A 19481-nucleotide genomic window follows, 5' to 3' on the forward strand; every position below is an offset into this window, starting at 1 on the left:
TAGCCTCCCACGCCGCTCAGCGCAGCACCACCCAGGCATCGGCGACGGTCACGCCTTCGCCCGGCCGGCCGACCATCAGCGGGTTGATCTCCGCCTCCGCCACCTGGTCCAGCGCCGCGAGGCGCGATGCCGCGACGACCGCTTCCGCCAGCGCGTCCAGATCGCCCTTCGGCAGGTTGCGCCAGCCGGATAGCGGTTTCAGCGCGCGCACCTCCGCGATCATGTCCCGAGCTGTCTCCAGATCGACGGGTGCCAGGCGCAGGGCGATGTCGCGATGCAGTTCGGAAAGCACGCCGCCGGCGCCCAGCAGAACCACCGGCCCGACTTCCGGATCGCGGCGGAAGCCGAGAATGGCCTCCGCCAGACCCTTGCGCATCGTCTGCACCAGCAGCCCGGTGATCTTCGCCTGTGGCGCCGCGACGGCGACGCGCGCCCGCATGGCGGCGGCAGCCTCCGCCAGTGCCGCCGCGTCCGGGATGTTCAGCATGACGCCGCCGACTTCCGTCTTATGCGCGATGTCCGGCGACAGGATCTTGAGCGCCACCGGATAGGCGATGCCCTCCGGCGGCGTGTCCTGCATGACGGCGAAGGGCGAATCGAGGCCCAGCGTGGCGAACAACCCGCGCGCATCCGCCTCATCCGGCCGCGCGGGCAGGGTGGTGGTGGGCGGGGTGGGGGCGGGAATGTCGCGCGGGGCCTGCCAGGCGCAATAGGCGTTGATGCAATCCGCGGCGCTCTCGGCCGTGCGGAAGGCGGCGATGCCGGCCTCCGCCAGCAGGCGGAGCGACGCCTCGGCCTGCGGCGCGAGGAAGGCGGCCACCGGCTTGCCCGGCACCTTCACGCCCTCGACGATGCCGGCGACGGCATCCTTCGGCCGGAACTGCGCCGAGCTGCCGATGACGGCCAGCACCAGGTCCGTGTCATCGGCGGCGCGCAGCGCATCCAGCGCCGCCATGACGCGATCCGGCCGGGCGCCGGCCAGCGTCAGGTCCAGCAGCCGCGCATGGCTGTTGAATCCTCCCGAGCTCAGCTTCGCGCCGGCCTTGGCGTCCGGCTTGCGTGCCTCGATCCCCAGCACGCCGAGCGCGTCGACCGCCAGCGCACCGCCGCCGCCCGTCGTCGTCATCACGCTGACCGCGCGATGGCTGTGCGCGGGCGCACGCCGCCCGGCGACAAGTAGGGGTAATTCCAGCAGGGATTCCAGCATGGAGACCCGCAAGATGCCGTGGGCGCGGAAGAAGGCATCGGCCGCCGCATCGCTGCCCGCGAGTGCGCCGGTATGGCTGGTGGCAAGCTCCGCGCCGAAGGGGCTGCGGCCGAGCTTCAGGGCTATGATCGGCTTGCGCAGATCGCGCGCCTTGGCGGCGGCGGTGGCCATCTGCTCCGGCGCGCGGATCGCTTCCAGGAACAGCGCGACCGCATCCACATCCGGATCGTCGAGCAGCAGGGAGGCGATTTCGCCCGCCGTCAGATCGGCCTCATTGCCCGTGCCGATGAGATGCGAGAAGCCAAGCCCCCGCGCCGCGCCGCGCGACAGCAGCGCGCCCATCATCGAGCCGGATTGGGAGACCAGGGCGACGCGACCGGCCGGCAGTTCCTCCGCCTCCAGCGCCGCATTGGTGGTGAGCGCCGTGCGGGCGTTCAGGTTGACGATGCCCATGGAGTTGGGGCCGAGCAGCCGGAGGCCGCTGGCCTGTGCGGCGGCCAGCACGCGCGCCTGCAAGGCCGCGCCCTCCGGCCCCGATTCCGCAAAGCCGTCGGCCAGCACGCAGGCCACGGGAATCTTGCGGGCTGCACAAGCCACGACCTGCGCCTCGACATTGTCCGTGCCGAGCAGAATGTAGGCGAAATCGATTTCGCCCGGGATGTCGGCCAGGGTGGCATAGGCGCGCTCGCCCAGCACCTCGGCTGCACGCGGATTCACGGGGAACAACTCCCCCGTGAAACCATGGCGGCGCAGGTAGCGCTGAGGGCGCGCCGTCAGCCGCTGTTCGTCGGCGGAGGCACCGATCAGTGCGATGCGGCGCGGATTGAGAAGCGCTTGCGCCAGAGGCGTCACTTGGGCGGCCTCTGCGAAAAGCTGCGGCCGAAGACGCCCTCGGCGATGCGGTTCTTCATCACCTCGAGGCTGCCGCCCGCGATCATCCAGCCACGCGTCTTGCGCACGCAGTATTCGATCAGCAGGTCCTGGCTGTAGCCCGTGCCGCCCATGATCTGCATGGACTCGTTCGAGCACATCCAGCCCGCCTGGTTGCAGGCGTATTTCGCCATGGCGACGTCCTGCGCATCCGGCAGCCCGTCCTTGGCGCGCACGGCGGCGCGGTAGAGCAGCAGCTGCGCGCTATCCAGCGCGACGCGCATCTCCGCGAACTTCCATTGCAGGCCCTGGAATTCCATCAGCGCCCGGCCGAACTGCTTGCGCTGTTCGGCATGGGCCTTGGCCTGGCGAAAGCAGTATTCGCCGAGCGCCAAGGCGCGCGTCGTGTTGCCCGCGCGCTCAACGTTGAAGCCCGCGATCTGCTTCCGGAATCCGCCCTCGCCGAGAAGCAGGTTCTCGTCAGGCACGAAGACATTGTCGAAATAGAGCGCGCACCAGGTCTCGCCATTCATGTAGCGGCTGGGCTGGCCGAGGCGGAATCCCTCCATGCCGCGTTCCAGCAGGACGGAGCCGATGCCGTTCACGCCGGGGGCGAAGCGGCAGTAGATGACGAAGACGCCCGCATCCTCGGTATTGGAGGTGAAGACCTTGCCGCCGTTCAGCAGATAGCCGCCCTGCACCTTGGTTGCGGTGGTCTTCAGGTCGGTCAGCGCCGATCCCGCATCCGGCTCCGTCATGCCAACGGCGGCGATGGTCTCGCCGCGCAGCAGCGGTTCGAAATAGCGCGTCTTCTGGTCCGGGGTCGCGTATTCGGCGAATGTACGAAAAGCGCCGAAATTGCCGGCCTGCAGCACATCGGCGCTGCGCGGGCAGACATAGGCGATCTGTTCCATGGCGAGGATCGCATCGAACAGCGTGCCGCCCTGGCCGCCATCGGCTTCCGGCACCATGATGCCGAACAGCCCGTTCTCCGCCATCAGCTTGGCGACATCCCAGGGGAAGCGCTCATCATGCGCGCGGGCCAGCGCGTCCTTGGCCAGGTGCTGCTCGGCGAAGCGGCGGACGGAATCCTGGAACGCGACCTGTTCCTCGGTGAGCGAGAAGTCCATCAGACGGGATCCCAGGAAAACACGTCGCCGGAGCGATCGAGCGGCAGGAAGTGGCTGCGCAAAGCGGGCAGAGCGGTCTCGGCGATCGTCTCGGGAGTCCAGCCGCCGGCGCTGTGCGTGGAGCGGATGGGCCGCGGCTGGCTGAACAGGAACAGTTCGTTGTGGCGCGCGGCGAAAATCTGCCCCGTGACGTCCTTCGCCGCGTCGCTGGCCAGGAACACCGCGAGCGGCGCGTTCTTGTCCGGCGTCATCTGCTGCAGCCGCGCCACGCGGGCCTTCTCGGCCTCCGTGGTGGAAGGGATGGAACTGGTCATGCGCGACCAGGCGAAGGGGGCGATGCAGTTGGACCGCACGCCAAAGCGCTGCATGTCCAGCGCGATCGACTTCGACAGCGCCGCCACACCCAGCTTCGCGGCGGAATAATTCGCCTGGCCGAAATTGCCGATGAGGCCGGAGGTGGAGGTCATGTGCACATAGGCGCCCGACGACTGCTTCCGGAAATGTTCGGCGGCGGCACGGCTGACGAAGAAGCTGCCGTTCAGATGCACATTGATGACCGCCAGCCATTCCTCCGGCGACATCTTGTGGAAGATCTGGTCCCGCAGAATCCCGGCATTGTTGACCACGATGTCGATGCGGCCGAAGGCCTCCAGCGCGCTGCCGATGATGCGCTGGGCGCTGGCCCAGTCGGCCACGCTGTCGGTATTGGCCACCGCCTGGCCGCCGCGCTGGTGGATGATGGCCACCGTCTGCTCGCCGGGGCTCGCGCTGGTCGGACCCTCGCCGGTCAGGCTCGCGCCGATGTCGTTCACCACGACCTTCGCGCCGGCCAGCGCCATGGCGAGGGCAATTTCGCGCCCAATACCGCCACCGGCCCCGGTGACGACCGCCACCTTGCCCTCGAGCATCATCCGTTTGCCTCCTATCTGCGCAGCCCGCTTCTAATCCCGCACCGCCGGGGCGTGAAGCCGGCTTGCCGCAACCCGGCGGTGCCCTAAACTCAACCCTGGATACAAGTGGGAGATCACCTTGGGCTTTGTGGAGCTGGATGGGGTCGGCATGACGTTCAGGGGCCGCACCGGCGCCTATGAGGCGGTGCGGGACTTCAACCTGGAGTTGGCGGAGGGCGAATTCTTCTGCCTGCTGGGCACTTCGGGCTGCGGCAAGACCACGGTGATGAACATGCTGGCGGGGTTCGACAGGCCAACGAGCGGGGAAATCCGGCTGGAGGGCAGGCCCGTGCGCGGCCCGGGCGCCGATCGGGGCGTGGTCTTCCAGGGGCATGACAGCCTCTATGACTGGCTGACCGCGCGGGACAACATTGCCTTCGGCCTGCGGTTGCGGAGCATGGGGCGCGGCGAGCGGCGCGCCATTGCCGACCGTTTTTTGAACATGGTGGGTCTTACGGGGCAGGGGGCGAAGCACCCCTCCGAACTTTCGGGCGGCATGAAGCAGCGAATCCAGATCGCCCGCGCCTTGGCGAACGACCCACGCATGCTGCTGATGGACGAACCATTCGGCGCATTGGACGCGATGACGCGGGCGGTGCTGCAGGGCGAACTTTCGCGAATCTGGTCGGAGAACCGCAAGACGGTGCTGTTCATCACCCATGACATCGAGGAGGCCTGCGCGCTGGCCACCCGCGTCGGCGTGATGAAGCGCGGTCCGGGCGGCACCTTGAAGGCCGTGGTGCCGATCGACCTGCCCTTCCCGCGGGAACGCACCTCCGACGCCTTCATGGCCTGCTTCCGCCAGGTGCATGCGCTGATCCATGAGGAGATCCACCCCCATGAATAGCCGCGCCGCCACCGTCGCCGGCTATCTGATCGGCTTCGCGCTGCTGTTCGCCATCTGGCACCTGGCCTCCGTCTTCATTGTCCGCTCGGTGCTGTTTCCCTCGCCGTTTCCGGTCTTCGAGCGCGGCTGGGTGCTGATCGCGGACGGGCTGCTGCAGGAATCCGTCTGGGCCTCGATGCGCCGCATCATCCAGGGTTTTCTGCTGGGCTCCGCCATCGGCATCCCCATCGGCCTCGCCATCGGCAGCTTTCGCCCGGTGCGTCTGCTGCTGGAACCCTGGACGGAGTTCTTCCGCTTCATCCCCGCCGTCGCCATGATCACCGTCGCGGTGATCTGGTTCGGCATCGGGGAGGAGAGCAAGATCTTCCTGATCGCCTATACCACCGTCTTCGTGGTGGTGATCGCCACGGCGGCCGGCGTCGGCGCGGTGGGCAAGGACAAGATTCGCGCGGCGCAATGCCTGGGCGCCAACAAGTTCCAGGTTTTTGCGCTTGTCGCCCTGCCGGCGACGGTGCCCTACATCCTGACCGGCATGCGGCTGGCGATGGCGAATGCCTTCGTCACCATCGTGGCGGCGGAGCTTGTCGCCAGCAATGACGGGCTGGGCAAGATGCTGTGGGATGCCCGCCTGTTCATGCAGGTGGAGGACATCTTTGTCGCGCTGATTTCGCTCGGTCTGCTGGGCTTCGCGACGGACCGCGTGTTTCGCCTGCTGATCCGCGCCTTCGCGGGTCGCTTCAACCCGACCATGTGACCAACAGGGAGAACAACAACATGCTTCGCCGAACCCTTCTCGCCGCCAGCGGCGCCGCACTCGCCGCCCCCTTGGCCGCCCCCGCTTTTGCCCAGAACGCGCCGATCAAGATGACCATCGCCACCGGCGTGGACCCGTCCTTCGCGCCCTATTACGTCGCCCGCGAAGGCGGGTTCTTCACCCGCAACGGGCTGGACGTGACGGTGAACACCGGCCCCTCCGGCTCCGCCATGATCGCCTTCCTGATCGGCAATCAGATCAACTCCGCCTATGGCGCCGAACAGGCCGGCGTCTCCGCCCATCTGGTGGACCCGAATGTGGTCGCGGTGGCGGAGGGCACGGCGCTGCTGCGCTGGATCAGCGTGCTCGGCCGCAATGTGGAGAATATGGAGGCGCTGAAGGGCAAGAAGGTCGGCGTCGCGCGCGGCACCGGCAGCGAGACTTTTTGGTTATCCGTCGTCTCCAAGCTCAATCTCAATCCCGCAGATTACACCATCGTCAATGTCGAGGCGCCGGAGATGGTGGCGGCGCTGGAGCGCGGCAATATCGACGCCTTCGCGGTGTGGGAGCCCTGGCCGACGCGCGCCATGCGCGCCATTCCGAACACCAAGATCCTCGTCTCCAACGAGCAGATCCAGATCGTCCGCAACTTCGTCTACATGAACAAGGGCTGGGCGCAGTCGAACATGGAGGCGACGACGCGCATGATGCGCGCGCTGATCCAGGCGCAGGAATTCATCGCCAGCAACCCGACGGAGGCCGCCGCCCAGGTCGCGCGCTTCCTGCGCCAGGACCGTGCCTTCATCGCGGAGCTGATGACCAAGGTCGAGTACAAGATGAACCTGACGCCCGACAGCGTCGGCAATATCCAGCTCGCCATCGACCAGCTTCGCGGCATGAACCGGCTGAGCAAGGAAGTGACGCCGGCCGAAGTGATCTGGAAGGAACCGCTGGCGGCGGCTGCCGCTGGGCGCGTTATGATCTGAGCAGGGGAGGGCGGCCGGGGTGATCGACGATATCGAGGCCACCGGCCGCCTTCAGGCGCGGATCGAAGCCGCGCTGCCCTTGCCCGCGCACCCCACGCCGGAGCTGCTCGCCATGCTCCGGCAGCAGAATCCGACCATGCGGCTCGGGCCGGACTGCCATATCGTGGCGCTCAGCTATGCGGGGGATGAGGGTGGCATCGTCTGCAAGCTGGACTTCGGCGCGGATGCGACGGGGCAGGCGGCCTATGTCTCCCTCACGCATCTGCGCTTCGACCCGCGCCTGCCGCTGGCGCGGGATATTGCGGCCTACCAGCGCCGCCGCGTGAAGCGGCTGCGCCGGCAGGCCGGCGCCGCGCCTACTTCTCCGACGCCGCGATAATCCCGCCGGCCAGGCTGGCCGGAATGCGGTTGGTCCAGCGGCCGCCATCCACCTGGGTCACGAAATCCAGCACCGCGCGGTTGAAGGCGTCCGGGTCCTCCAGGTTCATGGTGTGCCCACACTTCGGCATCACCAGCAGGGCGCTGCTCTTGATGGTGCGCTTGAGGTAGAGGCTGGCCTCCAGCGTGGGGTCGTCCTCGTCGCCGGCGATCACCAGCGTCGGCACCGTCATGGCGCGGAACTGGGCTTCCAGGTCGAACAGGCTGGGCCGGCGGCGCTGCACGCCGTTCATGGTCAGCGCGGAGCCCTCCGTGCTGTGCTCGCAGAGCTGGGCCTGGAATTCGGCATAGCCGCGCGGGTCCTTCTCCTCGAAGACCAGGCGGGTCGGGCCGCGGCTGTAGGTCAGGCCGAACCTGTCCATCCCCTCCGCCCGGATGCGGGCGATGGCGGCGTCCGTCTCCGCATGGAATTGCGCGGTCTTGCCCGGGGCGGCGCCATAGCCGACGCCGGCGGCGACCAGGCTGCGGGCCAGGTCCGGATGGCGCAGGCCCATATGCAGCGTGGCGAAGCCGCCCATGGAAAGCCCCACCACATGGGTCGGGCCCAGGCCCAGCCCCTTGATGACGGCGGCGATGTCATCCGTCGCCCGGTCCTGGCTGTACTTTTCCGGGTCGGAGGGCACTTCGGAGGGGGTGTAGCCCCGGGCGGCATAGGCGATGCAGCGATAGCGGCGGGAGAAGAAGCGCATCTGCGCCTCCCAGGACCGATGGTCGCCCGCATATTCATGGACGAAGACCATCGGGGTGCCGCTGCCGGCCTCCTCATAGTGCAGGGTCACCCCGTCATCGGTCAGCAGACTCGGCATGGTATTGGTATCCCAGGTCGGAAAGCCCAATCGTGCCGATTGAGTCCTCCTATCGCAAGACGCCTCGCCTTGACATCGAAGGGGGGCAAGCGCATCTGCAATCCGGACTGATAAGGTCCCCTTTAAACGGCGGCAGGAGTTCTTACCGCATGTTGCGGGTTTCGAAATTCACCGATTACGCCGTGGTGGTGCTCTCCCGTCTTGAGGCGGAGGGCGGGGTGCAGACCGCGCCCGGCCTTGCCGCCGGCACCGGCATTGCCGAGCCCACGGTGGCCAAGGTGTTGAAAATGCTGTCCCAGGCCGGGGTGGTGGAGGGGCTGCGCGGTGCCCGCGGCGGCTACCGCCTGCTGCGCCCCCTGGCCTCCCTTGGCCTGTCGGAGGTGATCGTCGCCATGGACGGACCGATCGCGCTGACCGCCTGCGTCGATGGCGGTTTCGGCTTCTGCGAGGCGGAGCAGACCTGCCCCGTGCGCGGTCGCTGGGACCCGGTGAATGCCGCCATCCGCGGCGCGCTTTCCGCCATCATGGTCAGCGAAATCGCCTCCCCCATGCCCGCCCGCCGTGCCGTCCCCCAGCCCGTTCTCGCCGCCGAGTAGGAGCAGCCGCTATGGCCGCCGTCACTGAAACCATCGAAGCCGTTCAGGCCGTCAATGACGGCGGGTACAAGTGGGGCTTCGAGACCGATATCGAGATGGACTTCGCGCCGAAGGGGCTGAACGAGGACATCGTTCGCTTCATCAGCGCGAAGAAGAAGGAGCCCGCCTGGCTGCTGGAATGGCGGCTGAAGGCGTATCGCCATTGGCTGACCATGGAAGTGCCGCATTGGGCCGCCGTGAAGCATCCGCCGATCGATTTCCAGGACGCCTATTACTACGCGGCGCCGAAGCAGGGTCCGAAGTCCCTCGATGAGGTCGATCCGGAGTTGCTGAAGACCTATGCCAAGCTCGGCATTCCGCTGAAGGAGCAAGCGATCCTGGCCGGCGTCGAGGGCGCGGGCGACAGCCCCTCCGAAGGCGGGCGCATGCCGATCGCGGTGGATGCGGTGTTCGACAGCGTCTCCGTCGCCACCTCCTACAAGGAGCGGCTGGCGAAGGACGGGATCGTGTTCTGCGCGATCAGCGAGGCGGTGCAGACGCATCCCGAACTGGTGCAGCAATATCTCGGTTCGGTGGTGCCGCAGGGCGACAACTACTATGCCGCGCTGAACAGCGCCGTCTTCACCGATGGCAGCTTCGTCTACATCCCCAAGGGCGTGAAGTGCCCGATGGAGTTGTCCACCTACTTCCGCATCAATGCGAAGAGCACGGGGCAGTTCGAGCGGACGCTCATCATCGCGGATGAGGGCAGCAAGGTCAGCTACCTCGAGGGCTGCACCGCGCCGATGCGGGACGAGAACCAGCTGCATGCGGCGGTGGTGGAACTCGTCGCGCTCGATGACGCCAGCATCAAGTACAGCACGGTCCAGAACTGGTATCCGGGCGATGCGGAAGGCAAGGGCGGAATCTACAACTTCGTCACCAAGCGCGCCGCCTGCCGCGGCAAGCGCAGCAAGGTGTCCTGGACGCAGGTGGAAACCGGCTCCGCCATCACCTGGAAGTACCCGTCCTGCCTGCTGATCGGCGATGACAGCGTGGGCGAGTTCTATTCGGTGGCGATCACCAACAACCACCAGCAGGCCGATACTGGCACGAAGATGTTCCACATCGGCCAGCGCACGCGCAGCACGATCGTCAGCAAGGGCATCTCGGCGGGCTTCGGCCAGAACACCTATCGTGGATTGGTAAAAATCAGCCCGAAGGCGGCCGGCGCGCGCAACTTCACGCAATGCGACAGCCTGCTGATCGGTGACCAGTGTGGCGCGCATACCGTGCCCTATATCGAGAACCGCTGCATGACGGCGAAGGTGGAGCACGAAGCCACCACCAGCCGCATCGCGGAAGACCAGTTGTTCTACTGCCGCTCCCGCGGCCTGACGCAGGAAGATGCGGTTGGCATGATCGTCAACGGCTTCTGCCGCGAGGTACTGAAGGAGCTGCCGATGGAATTCGCCGTGGAAGCGCAGAAGCTGCTGCAGATCAGTCTTGAAGGCTCGGTCGGGTAAGGATTGCTGATATGTTGAAGATCGAAAACCTGCACGCCACCGTCGACGGCAAGCAGATCCTGAATGGGCTGAACCTGACGATTCCGGCGGGTGAGATCCACGCCATCATGGGGCCGAACGGCTCCGGCAAGTCCACGCTGAGCTACGTGCTGGCGGGGCGTGATGGCTATGAGGTGACGGAAGGCTCCGTCACCCTCGGCGACATCGACCTGCTGGCGATGGAGCCGGAGGAACGCGCCGTGGCCGGCGTGTTCCTGGCTTTTCAGGCGCCGGTTGAGCTGCCCGGAGTCGGCAATGCCAACTTCCTGCGCACGGCGCTGAACGCGGTGCGGCGCGCCAAGGGCGAGGCGGAGATCGACGCCATCCAGTTCCTCAAGCTGGCACGCGCCCGCATGAAGGTGCTGAACATGCCGGATGACATGCTGAAGCGCCCGGTGAATGTCGGCTTCTCCGGCGGCGAGAAGAAGCGCAACGAAATGCTCCAGATGGCGCTGCTGTCGCCGAAGCTGGCGCTGCTGGATGAGACCGACAGTGGCCTCGACATCGATGCGCTGAAGCTGGTGGCGGATACGGTGAACAGCCTGCGCGGGCCGGCGTTTTCGGCACTTGTCATCACCCACTACCAGCGACTGCTGACGCATATCGTGCCGGACCGGGTGCATGTGCTCTCCGCCGGCCGCATCGTGAAGTCGGGCGGGCCGGAACTGGCCGAGGAGCTGGAAGCCTCCGGCTACGGCGCCATCCAGGCAGCCGCCGCATGACCGCGATGAACGGTACCGGACCCGCCGCCTTCCTGGGGCGGCATGAGGGGCTGCGCGGGCGGCTGCCCGGCGCCTCCCTTCCCTGGGTGGAGGCGCTGCGCGACCGCAGCGCCGCCGCTTTCCGCGCGCAGGGCTTTCCGACGCGGCGCGTCGAAGCCTGGAAGTACACCGACCTTGCTGCGGTCAATGCGAGCGTCTTCGGCGAGCCGCTGACCGGCGTGGATGATGCGCTGGCCCTGCCGCCGGCGACCGGCCCGCGCGCCGTCTTCATCGACGGCCGTTTTCGCGCCGATCTCTCGAACCTCGAGGGCCTGTCCTACACGGTCGAGAACCTCGCCTGGGCGCTGCCGACGCTGGAGGCGCGCCTCGGCGCGCTGGTGCGGCCGGAGGAGCAGGCGCTCGCCGCGCTGAACGGCATGCTGTTCGAGGATGGGCTGGTGGTCAGCGTGCCGGAAGGTGTCGCGGCCGGCGTGCTGCACCTCGTTTCCTTCGCGACCGAAAGCGAGCGGGCGCCTGCCTTCCATCCGCGCCACCTGGTGCGGCTCGGCGCCGGCGCGTCGCTGACGCTGATCGAGACGGCGGCGGGGCCGGTGCGCGCGCGCTACCTGCACAATCCGGTATTCGAGATCGAGGTCGCCGCAGGTGCGCGGATGAATCATGGCCGGCTTCAGCAGGAGGGGCGCGAGGCCTTCTTCCTGTCGACCGTCTATGCCCGCGTGCAGGAAGGCGGCACCTACGACAATTTCACGCTCAACGCGGGTAGCCGGCTGGCGCGCAACGAGATCCATGTCGCGCTTTGCGGGCCGAAGGCGGAATGCCACATGAACGGCGTGCAATTGCTGGCCGATGGGCAGCATGCGGATACCACGACCGCGCTGGATCACGCCGCCCCCGACTGTTCCTCGCGCCAGACCTACAAGACGGTGCTCTCGGGAAAATCGCGCGGTGTGTTCCAGGGCAAGATCCTGGTGCGGCAGGTGGCGCAGAAGACCGACGGCTATCAGATGAACCAGGCGCTGCTGCTCTCGCCCGAGGCCGAGATCGACAGCAAGCCGCAGCTCGAAATCTACGCCGACGATGTGAAGTGCAGCCATGGCGCCACGGTGGGCGAGCTGGATGCGGAGCAGATCTTCTTCCTGCGCTCCCGCGGCATTCCGGCGGAGCAGGCCAAGGCGATCCTGGTCGAGGCCTTCCTGACGGAGGCGGTGGACGCCGTGGCGGATGAACACATCCGGGAAGCGCTGTCGGGCGCCGTTGCCGGCTGGTGGCAGCGCCAGGGCATCCAGGGCGGGATCGAGGCCGCGTGATGGACGGGCACATGGCGCCGCCGCTGAACCTGGAAGCAATCCGCGCGGATTTCCCGATCCTGGCGGAGAAGGTGCGGGGCAAGCCCTTCACCTTCCTCGACAGCGGCGCCTCCGCCCAGAAGCCGCGCCAGGTGATCGGCGCCATGGTGCGGATGATGGAGACGGCCTACGCCAACGTCCATCGCGGCGCCTACCACATGAGCGAGCAGGCGACCGAGGCCTATGAGGCCGCGCGCGGCGCCGTGGCGCGTTTTCTCAACGCGGGCGATGTGCGCGAGATCATATTCACCGGCAGCAGCACCAACGCCATCAACCTTGTCGCGCACAGCTATGGCCGCGGCGTGATGAAGCCGGGGCAGGCGGTGGTGATCTCCGAGATGGAGCATCACGCGAATATCGTGCCCTGGCAGATGGCGCGCGACGCGCACGGCCTGGAGTTGCGGGTGTGCCGCATCACCGACAGCGGCGAGCTGGATCTCGACGATCTCGCCGCGAAGCTGGCGGACGGCAAGGTTGGCCTCGTTGCCGTCACGCATATGTCCAACGTGCTCGGCACCGTCACCCCCGCCGCGCAGATCGCCCGCATGGCGCATGAGGCCGGCGCCAAGGTGCTGTTCGATGGCAGCCAGGCCGCCGTGCATCGCCGCGTCGATGTGCGCGAGATCGACGCCGATTTCTACGTCTTCACGGGCCATAAGCTCTACGGCCCGACGGGCATCGGCGTGCTCTATGCCAAGGGCGCTTTGCAGGAGGCGATGCCCCCCTTCCTCGGCGGCGGCGACATGATCGCCGAGGTGTCCTTCGAGCGGTCCGTCTGGGCGCCCTACCCGGCAAAGTTCGAAGCGGGCACCCCGCCGATCATCGAGGCGATCGGCCTGCACGCCGCCATCGACTACGTCACCGCCATCGGCATGCCGGCGATCGAGGCGCATGAACGCGCCCTGGTCGATCGCGCCATGGCCCGCCTGCCGCAGATCGAGGGCGTGACGCTGCTCGGCCGCGCCCAGGATCGCGGCGGCGTCTTCGCCTTCGCACTCGACACGGCCCATGCGCATGACGTGGCGACGTTGCTGGACCGCGCCGGCATCGCCGTTCGCTCCGGCCGGCATTGCGCGGAGCCGCTGCATGCGCGCTTCGATGTGGAAAGCACCTGCCGCGCCTCCTTCGGCCTCTACACCACGCCGGCGGAGGTCGATCTGCTGGCCGATGCGCTGCAACAGGCGCGGGAGTTCTTTCGATGAGTGGCGGTCTGTTCGATGACCTTCGCGACCTGTACCAGGAAGTGATCCTCGATCACGGTCGCAAGCCGCGCAATTTCAAGCGGCTCGACGACGCGGATCGCAGCGCGCGCGGGGACAACCCGATGTGCGGCGACCGCATGGAATTGTTTTTGAAACTCGCGCCGGATGGCCATATCCAGGACGCGGCCTTTCAAGGGCGGGGCTGCGCCATCTCCATGGCCAGCGCCTCCCTGATGACCGACACGGTCCGCGGCAAGACGCAGGACCAGGCCCGCAAGATGGGCGAGAACTTCCGGGCGTTGGCCATGACGGGCATCTGCCCCGATTGCGGCGGCGACATCGCGGAGGACATGGAACGCCTGGCACCACTCTCCGGCGTGCATGACTTTCCGAGCCGGGTGAAATGCGCGACGCTGGCCTGGCACACGCTGAACGCGGCGCTCGACGGCGGCGCGAAGGAGGCGAGCAGTGAGTGAGACCCCGACAGCGCCAATCCACGGCACCTGGACCCCCGAGGGCGGCACGGAACCCCCCGTGCGGGTGAACGAGGACGCCGTCATCTCCGTCCTCAAGACGGTCTTCGACCCGGAAATCCCGGTCGACATCTACGAACTCGGCCTGATCTACGCCGTCGAAATCGGCGATGACGGCCACGTCAAGGTGGAAATGACCCTCACCACCCCCTCCTGCCCCTCGGCCCAGGAATTGCCGGCCCAGGCGGAGGAAGCGGTGCGCGCCGTGCCCGGCGTCACCGACGTGACCGTCGAAGTCGTCTGGGACCCACCCTGGGACCAGAGCCGGATGAGCGAAGACGCGCGCCTCGCGCTGAACATGTATTGAAGGGGGATACCCCGATGAGCACCACCACCCAGACCCGCCCACGCCGCGCCCTGCCACCCCTGATGGGCCTGTCCGACGCCGCCGCCGAACGCCTGCGCGGCCTCTACGCCACCGGTGAAGCCGGCAAGACGCTGCGCATCGCGGTCAAGACCAAAGGCTGCTCCGGCATGGCCTACGACCTGACCTGGGTCGACGGCCCCGGCCCCGGCGACGAAGTGGTGACCGACAAGGGCGTCACCGTCGTGGTCGACCGCAAAGCCACCCTGTTCCTGATCGGCACCATCATGGACTACGAAGTGAAAGCCATGTCCGCCGGCTTCACCTTCACCAACCCCAACGAAAAAGGCCGCTGCGGCTGCGGCGAAAGCTTCCACGTCTGAACCCGGGCGGGTGATTCTGGCGGAGGGTTAGGCCTGGGGTTGCGCTGGGTGATTTGCAGGGGGACGCCGTCCCCCTGCACCCCCTGCCAGGAGGCAGTGGCCTCCTGGACCTCAGGACCTTGAGCGGAAATGGAAAGGGGCCAGCGGGACCGTCGAACAGGCGGGACCTCTGGCCCCTTTCCATTTCCGCTCATGAATCAAAGGGTTCCAAGGGGCCACTGCCCCTTGGCGGGAGCGTGCAGGGAGGGCGGAGCCCTCCTTGCAAACAACCAGCGCAGCACCCCCGGCCTACCCTTCGACCAGAACCAGCAGCACCCGGGCCCGCTGTGGGCCGAGGGAGCGGGTGCGGTGGGGGCGGCGGGCGTCGAAGCGCAGGGTGTCGCCGGTGTTGAGCAGCAGGGTTTGGTTTTCGAACAGGATTTCCATCTGGCCGGAGAGGACGTGGAGGAGTTCTTCGCCGGCGTGGGTGGAGGTGTCCTGGCTCGGGCGGGCTTGCAGGGGTGGCCACATTTCCAGGGCGATGAGTTGGCCGGTGTTGCTGGGGAAGAGCGGGCGCAACAGCAGGTCGCCGTCCTGGGGTGGGGTGGCGGGGCTGGCGCGGGTGATGTCGGCCAGGGCGCTGGGTGGGCCGCCATGGGTGAGCAGTTGTGCGGCGGGCAGGCCGAGGGCGTCGGCCAGGCGGTAGATGGTGCCGATCGAGGGTTGTCCGACGCCGCGTTCGACCTTGGAGAGGTAGCCTTTGGTCAGGCCGGTGGCTTCCGCCAGGGCGGCGAGGCTCAGCCCGGCGGCCTGTCGCCGGGCGCGCAGGCGGTCGCCCAGCCCGGCGGCCTCGGGTGCTTCCATTTCTGTTGACGACACGGTTTCCTCGCAGGATACTTGTTTCCACACAGGAAACCCGGACAGCCTAGCACAGGCTCAACCGGGGAGGCATCACCGACAGAGGGCTGACGTGACATGACCGATTGCAAGCCGATTCCCCGCCGCCTGTTGCTGGCTGCGGGCCTCGCCGCGCCGTTCCTGGCCCCTGGCCTGGCCAGGGCGCAGGCCTATCCCAGCCGCCCGGTGCGGCTGGTGGTGCCTTTCGGGCCGGGCGGCATCACCGACCTGGTTTCCCGCATCGTCGCGGAAGGTGCGGGCAGCCGGCTTGGCGTGCCGATCGTGGTGGAGAACCGGCCGGGGGCGAATGGCAATATCGCCGGGGATTTCGTCGCGAAGGCGGCCCCGGATGGCTATACGCTGCTGGTGGCTTCGGTCTCGATGTTCTCGGTCAACACCGTCATCTATCCGAACATGCCCTATGATCCAGGGCGGGATTTCGTGCCGGTGGTGGCGGTGGCGAGCACGCCGCATGTGCTGGTGGCGCATCCCTCCGTCGGCGCCCGCGACCTGGCCGGTTTGATCGCTGCCGCGAAGGCGCGGCCGGAGGCGCTGACCTATGGCACCGCCGGCGCCGGCAGTTCGCCGCATCTCACGCAACTGGCCTTCCAGAACCTGACCGGGGCGAAGCTGCTGGAGGTGCATTTCCGCAGCGGTTCCGCCAGCGTGCAGTCGGTGCTGGCCGGCCAGGTCTCCATGACGGCGGAGGCCACGCCGGTCATCATCGCCCATGTCCAGGCCGGCACGCTGCGCGGCTATGCGGTGGCCTCGCCGGAACGGGTGGGGCTGATGCCGGATGTGCCGACGGCGGCCGAGGCTGGCTTGCCAGGGCTGGAGAATGGCTCCACCTCCGGCATCGTCGCGCCGCGCGGCACGCCGGACGCGGTGCTGGTCCGGCTCAACCAGGTTTTTGCGGAGGCGCTGGCCGCGCCGGAGACGAAGGCGCGGCTGACGCAGCAGGGCACCTTGCCGCTGGGTGGCAGCGGCGCGGATTTCCGGGCGCTGGTGGACCGGGAGGTGACGCGCTGGCGTCCGCTGCTGGCGGGCGTCACCGCAGGCTGAACACGATAAAAGGGAACGCAGGTGACAGAAACATACCCATGGCGCGGCCGGCTGATCGCCGCCCATATCGCTGAACAGGCCTCGATGGAGATGGAGGAACTGGCGGCCGCCCATATGATCGCCGGTGTCGGCATCGAGGGCGACCGCTACGCCACCGGCCGCGGCACCTACAGCTACAAGCCGCATGAGGACCGGCAATGCACGCTGATCGAGATGGAAACGCTCGAAGGGCTGCGCCGCGACCATGGGCTGGACCTGGCGCCGCATGAAAGCCGCCGCAACCTGACGACGCAGGGCGTGCCGCTGAACCATCTGGTCGGCCGCCACTTCAAGGTGGGGGAGGTGGTGCTGTTCGGCGGCCGGCTGAACGTGCCCTGCAAGTACCTGGACGACCTGCTGGGCCGGCCGCTGTTCAACCCGCTGCTGAACCGCTCCGGCCTCAACTGCCGCATCATCCAGGGTGGGACGATCCGGCCGGGCGATGTGATCGAGCCGGTCTGAACAGTGCTCACGACTGTGCCACCTGCGGCCGGCGCCTTTTGCCGGCCGAGCGGCCGAATGGCCGCCGCCGCAAGTGCTTCGCGCCGAAGGCGCGCCTTCGGCGCGACGAGCCAAGCGCGCGCCCGTCACGCCATGGGCGTGCCTGTGGCACGACTGAGGGCTTTTATATGAAGCTGCTGATGGGGGTGGAGGTGGTTGCGCGGCAGCAGGTGACGCCGCGCGTGGTGGCGCTGACCCTGCGGCCGACGAAGCGCCCGGCCTTCCCCGCCTTCCGGGGTGGCGCGCATACCATCCTGGCGCTGCCGGATGGCCGGCGGCGCCTCTACTCGCTCACCTCCGACCCGGCGCGGCCCGAGGAATGGCAGGTGGCGGTGCTGCGGGAGGATGCGGGGCAGGGCGGCAGCGCCTGGCTGCATGCGGCCGCGTTGCCCGGCACCCGGCTGCTGGCCAGCCACCCCCAGCAGGGTTTCGGCCTGGCGGAGGGCGCGGTGCGCCATGTGCTGGTGGCGGGCGGCATCGGCATCACCCCCTTCCTGTCCATGCTGCCGGAGCTGGAGCGCTCTGGCGCCGATTTTGCGCTCCATTTCTGCGCGCGATCCCGGGTGGAGGCGCCCTTCCTGGCGGAGCTTCGGGACCGGCTCGGCCCGCGTCTGCATCCCTGGATCGCGGCGGAGGGTGCGCGACTCGACCTGGCCGCGCTGCTCGCGACGCCCACACCCGGCACCCATGCTTATGCCTGCGGCCCGGCGCGGATGCTGGAAGGCTTTGCCGCCGCGACTGCGCATTGGCCGGAAGGCACGGCGCATCTGGAACACTTCACCGGCCTGGACCGGGAGGTGGCGCGCCAGGGCGAGGCCTTCGAGGTGGAGATCGCCTCCTCCGGCGCCGTGCTGCCCGTGCCGGCGAATCGCAGCCTGCTGGAGGTGCTGCGCGAGGCCGGCCACAATGTGGACGCCGCCTGCGAATATGGCGCCTGCGGCAGTTGCGTGGTGGGCGTGGAGGCCGGGCAGCCGGAGCATCGCGACGTGTGTCTTTCCCCCGCCGCCCGGCGCGGCGTGATGACGGCCTGCGTGTCGCGGGGCAGGGGGCGGCTGCGGCTGGCGCTGTGATGCCCCCTAACGGGCGACCTGCGGCCGGGGAAACCGGCCGCGGCTGCGAATCGCGCATCAGTGGTGGAACGCCATGCGCGTATTGACCGCGCCCCGCTCGCGCGCGATTCCCACCATATGAGCTTCCATATCCTCGTGACCGCCGCCCGCCTGGAACCCGCGGGCCTTTCGCTCCTCGAAGCCGCCGGCTGCACGGTGGATTTCGTCAGCCTGGAGGGCGGGCGGGCGGAGATGGAGCGCAAGCTCGCCACCACCCCGGTGCAGGGCGTCATCTCCCGCGCCATTCCGATCACCGGGGCGGCCATGGCGAGCTGCCCGAGCCTGCGCGTCATCTCCCGCGCCGCGGTGGGCTATGACCTGATCGATGTGGAAGGTGCCACGGCGCGCGGCATTCCGGTGCTGACGGCGGTGGGCGCCAATGCGCAGTCGGTGGCGGAATACAGCCTTGGCCTGATGCTGGCCGTGGCGCGCAACATCCCGCGCCATACGGTCGCCACCCAGGGCGGGGCCTGGGACCGGTCCAGGATGGGGATCGAGCTGCATGGCCGCCGGCTCGGCCTGGTGGGCTATGGGCGCATCGCGCAGGGGCTGGCGCGAATGGCGCTGGCCATCGGGATGAAGGTCTCGGCCTATAGCCCCAACCTGGCGCGGCGCGGCGACATCGCGCCCGTCACCGCCGCGGCGTCGCTGCATGATCTGCTGCGGCAGTCGGATGTCGTGTCGCTGCATGCGCCGATGAGCGCGCAGAACCGCCAGATGATCGGCGCCGCCGAACTCGCCTTGCTGGGGCCGGAGGCGATCCTGGTGAATACCGGGCGCGGCGGGCTGATCGACGAGGCGGCGCTGGCCGAGGTGCTGCGGGAGGGCCGGATCTACGGCGCCGGCCTCGACGTGCTCTCCACCGAGCCGCCGCTGCCGGGCAATCCGCTGATCGGCGTGCCGAATGCGGTGCTCAGCCCGCATATGGGCGCGGCCACCACCGTCGCCCGCAGCGCCACCGCCCAGGCCGCCGCGACCCATGTGCTGGCGGCGCTGCGCGGGCAGGCGCTGCCGCCGGATGCCTGCGTCAATCCGCAGGCGCTGGGCGTAGCGGGTTAGACGCGCACCCGACCGGCAGACCGGTCGCATGACCGGTCTGAGCGGCCGGATGGCCGCCGCGACATGTGTCGCGCAGCCAAGCGTCCGGAGGACGCGCCGGCGATTGAGGCGGAATCATGTGCAGACCGGTCGCATGACCGGTCTGAGCGGCCGGATGGCCGCCGCGACATGTGTCGCGCAGCCAAGCGTCCGGAGGACGCGCCGGCGATTGAGGCGG

The 19481-nt window shown here is 68.2% G+C and carries 21 protein-coding genes; 16 read left to right on the forward strand and 5 right to left on the reverse strand.

The window, feature by feature from the left end:
- Positions 1-16: 16 nt before the first annotated feature.
- Genes JJQ90_RS10345 through JJQ90_RS10355 form a run of 3 tightly spaced genes read right to left on the reverse strand, consistent with a single transcriptional unit; the run spans position 17 to position 4118 of the window.
- Complete coding sequence (locus JJQ90_RS10345) at positions 17-2059, reverse strand: acetate--CoA ligase family protein (protein WP_216874966.1); 2043 nt, start codon at positions 2057-2059, stop codon at positions 17-19.
- Positions 2056-3207: an acyl-CoA dehydrogenase family protein gene (locus JJQ90_RS10350; RefSeq protein WP_216874968.1), complete on the reverse strand. Its 1152-nt coding sequence runs from the start codon at positions 3205-3207 to the stop codon at positions 2056-2058. Before JJQ90_RS10350 ends, JJQ90_RS10345 begins: the two co-directional genes overlap by 4 nt.
- Positions 3207-4118, reverse strand: coding sequence for an SDR family NAD(P)-dependent oxidoreductase (locus JJQ90_RS10355; protein WP_216874970.1), 912 nt, complete (start codon positions 4116-4118; stop codon positions 3207-3209). The genes JJQ90_RS10350 and JJQ90_RS10355 overlap by 1 nt, the downstream gene beginning before the upstream one ends.
- Before the next feature lie 148 nt (positions 4119-4266).
- Between JJQ90_RS10355 and JJQ90_RS10360 the strand changes: the two genes are divergently transcribed.
- Genes JJQ90_RS10360 through JJQ90_RS10375 form a run of 4 tightly spaced genes read left to right on the forward strand, consistent with a single transcriptional unit; the run spans position 4267 to position 7123 of the window.
- Positions 4267-5004, forward strand: a complete 738-nt coding sequence (locus tag JJQ90_RS10360; RefSeq protein ID WP_216874972.1) for an ABC transporter ATP-binding protein — start codon at positions 4267-4269, stop codon at positions 5002-5004.
- On the forward strand, positions 4997-5758 hold the full coding sequence (locus JJQ90_RS10365; protein WP_216874975.1) for an ABC transporter permease: 762 nt from the start codon (positions 4997-4999) through the stop codon (positions 5756-5758). The genes JJQ90_RS10360 and JJQ90_RS10365 overlap by 8 nt, the downstream gene beginning before the upstream one ends.
- Before the next feature lie 20 nt (positions 5759-5778).
- A complete protein-coding gene (locus tag JJQ90_RS10370) occupies positions 5779-6744 on the forward strand; it encodes an ABC transporter substrate-binding protein (protein ID WP_216874977.1) in 966 nt (321 codons plus the stop codon).
- 19 nt (positions 6745-6763) lie between these two features.
- The gene (locus JJQ90_RS10375; protein WP_216874979.1) at positions 6764-7123 is read left to right on the forward strand and encodes a hypothetical protein; all 360 of its coding nucleotides are present in this window, start codon (positions 6764-6766) and stop codon (positions 7121-7123) included.
- Here the strand turns inward: JJQ90_RS10375 and JJQ90_RS10380 are convergent.
- Positions 7101-7988 carry an alpha/beta fold hydrolase gene (locus JJQ90_RS10380; RefSeq protein ID WP_216874981.1) on the reverse strand — a complete coding sequence of 296 codons (888 nt, stop codon included), beginning with the start codon at positions 7986-7988 and terminating at the stop codon, positions 7101-7103. The two genes, JJQ90_RS10375 and JJQ90_RS10380, sit on opposite strands and share 23 nt — an antisense overlap.
- Positions 7989-8137: 149 nt before the next feature.
- Here JJQ90_RS10380 and JJQ90_RS10385 point away from each other — a divergent pair, with 149 nt between their 5' ends.
- The 8 genes from JJQ90_RS10385 to JJQ90_RS10420 are packed head-to-tail and all read left to right on the forward strand — an operon-like array spanning position 8138 to position 14618.
- On the forward strand, positions 8138-8584 hold the full coding sequence (locus JJQ90_RS10385) for an Rrf2 family transcriptional regulator (RefSeq protein ID WP_216874983.1): 447 nt from the start codon (positions 8138-8140) through the stop codon (positions 8582-8584).
- A gap of 11 nt (positions 8585-8595) precedes the next feature.
- Entirely contained in the window at positions 8596-10089 is a 1494-nt protein-coding gene (sufB, locus tag JJQ90_RS10390; RefSeq protein ID WP_216874985.1) for a Fe-S cluster assembly protein SufB, read from the forward strand.
- Between the two features lie 11 nt (positions 10090-10100).
- Positions 10101-10850 (forward strand): Fe-S cluster assembly ATPase SufC, encoded by a 750-nt coding sequence (gene sufC, locus JJQ90_RS10395; protein ID WP_216874988.1) that lies wholly within the window; start codon positions 10101-10103, stop codon positions 10848-10850.
- A complete protein-coding gene (sufD, locus tag JJQ90_RS10400) occupies positions 10847-12157 on the forward strand; it encodes a Fe-S cluster assembly protein SufD (RefSeq protein ID WP_216874990.1) in 1311 nt (436 codons plus the stop codon). Before sufC ends, sufD begins: the two co-directional genes overlap by 4 nt.
- The gene (locus JJQ90_RS10405; protein ID WP_216875262.1) at positions 12157-13398 is read left to right on the forward strand and encodes an aminotransferase class V-fold PLP-dependent enzyme; all 1242 of its coding nucleotides are present in this window, start codon (positions 12157-12159) and stop codon (positions 13396-13398) included. The genes sufD and JJQ90_RS10405 overlap by 1 nt, the downstream gene beginning before the upstream one ends.
- On the forward strand, positions 13395-13874 hold the full coding sequence (sufU, locus tag JJQ90_RS10410; protein ID WP_457851882.1) for a Fe-S cluster assembly sulfur transfer protein SufU: 480 nt from the start codon (positions 13395-13397) through the stop codon (positions 13872-13874). The genes JJQ90_RS10405 and sufU overlap by 4 nt, the downstream gene beginning before the upstream one ends.
- The gene (locus JJQ90_RS10415; RefSeq protein ID WP_216874992.1) at positions 13867-14238 is read left to right on the forward strand and encodes an SUF system Fe-S cluster assembly protein; all 372 of its coding nucleotides are present in this window, start codon (positions 13867-13869) and stop codon (positions 14236-14238) included. The genes sufU and JJQ90_RS10415 overlap by 8 nt, the downstream gene beginning before the upstream one ends.
- Positions 14239-14252: 14 nt before the next feature.
- Positions 14253-14618, forward strand: coding sequence for a HesB/IscA family protein (locus tag JJQ90_RS10420; protein ID WP_216874994.1), 366 nt, complete (start codon positions 14253-14255; stop codon positions 14616-14618).
- Positions 14619-14906: 288 nt separating this feature from the next.
- Here JJQ90_RS10420 and JJQ90_RS10425 read toward each other — a convergent pair whose 3' ends face one another.
- Positions 14907-15476, reverse strand: a complete 570-nt coding sequence (locus JJQ90_RS10425) for a helix-turn-helix domain-containing protein (protein ID WP_216874996.1) — start codon at positions 15474-15476, stop codon at positions 14907-14909.
- A gap of 96 nt (positions 15477-15572) precedes the next feature.
- Between JJQ90_RS10425 and JJQ90_RS10430 the strand changes: the two genes are divergently transcribed.
- The 4 genes from JJQ90_RS10430 to JJQ90_RS10445 all read left to right on the forward strand — a co-directional run bounded on the left by JJQ90_RS10430 (position 15573) and on the right by JJQ90_RS10445 (position 19264).
- Complete coding sequence (locus tag JJQ90_RS10430) at positions 15573-16556, forward strand: Bug family tripartite tricarboxylate transporter substrate binding protein (protein ID WP_216874998.1); 984 nt, start codon at positions 15573-15575, stop codon at positions 16554-16556.
- Between the two features lie 213 nt (positions 16557-16769).
- A complete protein-coding gene (locus JJQ90_RS27625; RefSeq protein WP_230410582.1) occupies positions 16770-17057 on the forward strand; it encodes an MOSC domain-containing protein in 288 nt (95 codons plus the stop codon).
- A gap of 167 nt (positions 17058-17224) precedes the next feature.
- Positions 17225-18166: a PDR/VanB family oxidoreductase gene (locus JJQ90_RS10440; protein WP_216875002.1), complete on the forward strand. Its 942-nt coding sequence runs from the start codon at positions 17225-17227 to the stop codon at positions 18164-18166.
- 117 nt (positions 18167-18283) lie between these two features.
- Entirely contained in the window at positions 18284-19264 is a 981-nt protein-coding gene (locus tag JJQ90_RS10445) for an NAD(P)-dependent oxidoreductase (RefSeq protein ID WP_216875003.1), read from the forward strand.
- The last annotated feature ends 217 nt before the right edge of the window (positions 19265-19481 follow it).

The sequence above is a fragment of the Falsiroseomonas oleicola genome (assembly GCF_019029495.1).
In the GTDB taxonomy this organism is placed as follows: domain Bacteria; phylum Pseudomonadota; class Alphaproteobacteria; order Acetobacterales; family Acetobacteraceae; genus Falsiroseomonas; species Falsiroseomonas oleicola.

Coding starts and splice junctions, on each gene's coding strand:
- sufU (WP_457851882.1), top strand. CDS start 13,395: ATGAGTGGCGGTCTGTTCGATGACCTTCGCGACCTGTACCAGGAAGTG.
- JJQ90_RS10370 (WP_216874977.1), top strand. CDS start 5,779: ATGCTTCGCCGAACCCTTCTCGCCGCCAGCGGCGCCGCACTCGCCGCC.
- JJQ90_RS27625 (WP_230410582.1), top strand. CDS start 16,770: ATGGAAACGCTCGAAGGGCTGCGCCGCGACCATGGGCTGGACCTGGCG.
- JJQ90_RS10430 (WP_216874998.1), top strand. CDS start 15,573: ATGACCGATTGCAAGCCGATTCCCCGCCGCCTGTTGCTGGCTGCGGGC.
- sufC (WP_216874988.1), top strand. CDS start 10,101: ATGTTGAAGATCGAAAACCTGCACGCCACCGTCGACGGCAAGCAGATC.
- JJQ90_RS10380 (WP_216874981.1), bottom strand. CDS start 7,988: ATGCCGAGTCTGCTGACCGATGACGGGGTGACCCTGCACTATGAGGAG.
- JJQ90_RS10365 (WP_216874975.1), top strand. CDS start 4,997: ATGAATAGCCGCGCCGCCACCGTCGCCGGCTATCTGATCGGCTTCGCG.
- JJQ90_RS10360 (WP_216874972.1), top strand. CDS start 4,267: ATGACGTTCAGGGGCCGCACCGGCGCCTATGAGGCGGTGCGGGACTTC.
- JJQ90_RS10350 (WP_216874968.1), bottom strand. CDS start 3,207: ATGGACTTCTCGCTCACCGAGGAACAGGTCGCGTTCCAGGATTCCGTC.
- JJQ90_RS10440 (WP_216875002.1), top strand. CDS start 17,225: ATGAAGCTGCTGATGGGGGTGGAGGTGGTTGCGCGGCAGCAGGTGACG.
- sufB (WP_216874985.1), top strand. CDS start 8,596: ATGGCCGCCGTCACTGAAACCATCGAAGCCGTTCAGGCCGTCAATGAC.
- JJQ90_RS10355 (WP_216874970.1), bottom strand. CDS start 4,118: ATGATGCTCGAGGGCAAGGTGGCGGTCGTCACCGGGGCCGGTGGCGGT.
- JJQ90_RS10385 (WP_216874983.1), top strand. CDS start 8,138: ATGTTGCGGGTTTCGAAATTCACCGATTACGCCGTGGTGGTGCTCTCC.
- JJQ90_RS10420 (WP_216874994.1), top strand. CDS start 14,253: ATGAGCACCACCACCCAGACCCGCCCACGCCGCGCCCTGCCACCCCTG.
- JJQ90_RS10405 (WP_216875262.1), top strand. CDS start 12,157: ATGGACGGGCACATGGCGCCGCCGCTGAACCTGGAAGCAATCCGCGCG.
- sufD (WP_216874990.1), top strand. CDS start 10,847: ATGACCGCGATGAACGGTACCGGACCCGCCGCCTTCCTGGGGCGGCAT.
- JJQ90_RS10445 (WP_216875003.1), top strand. CDS start 18,284: ATGAGCTTCCATATCCTCGTGACCGCCGCCCGCCTGGAACCCGCGGGC.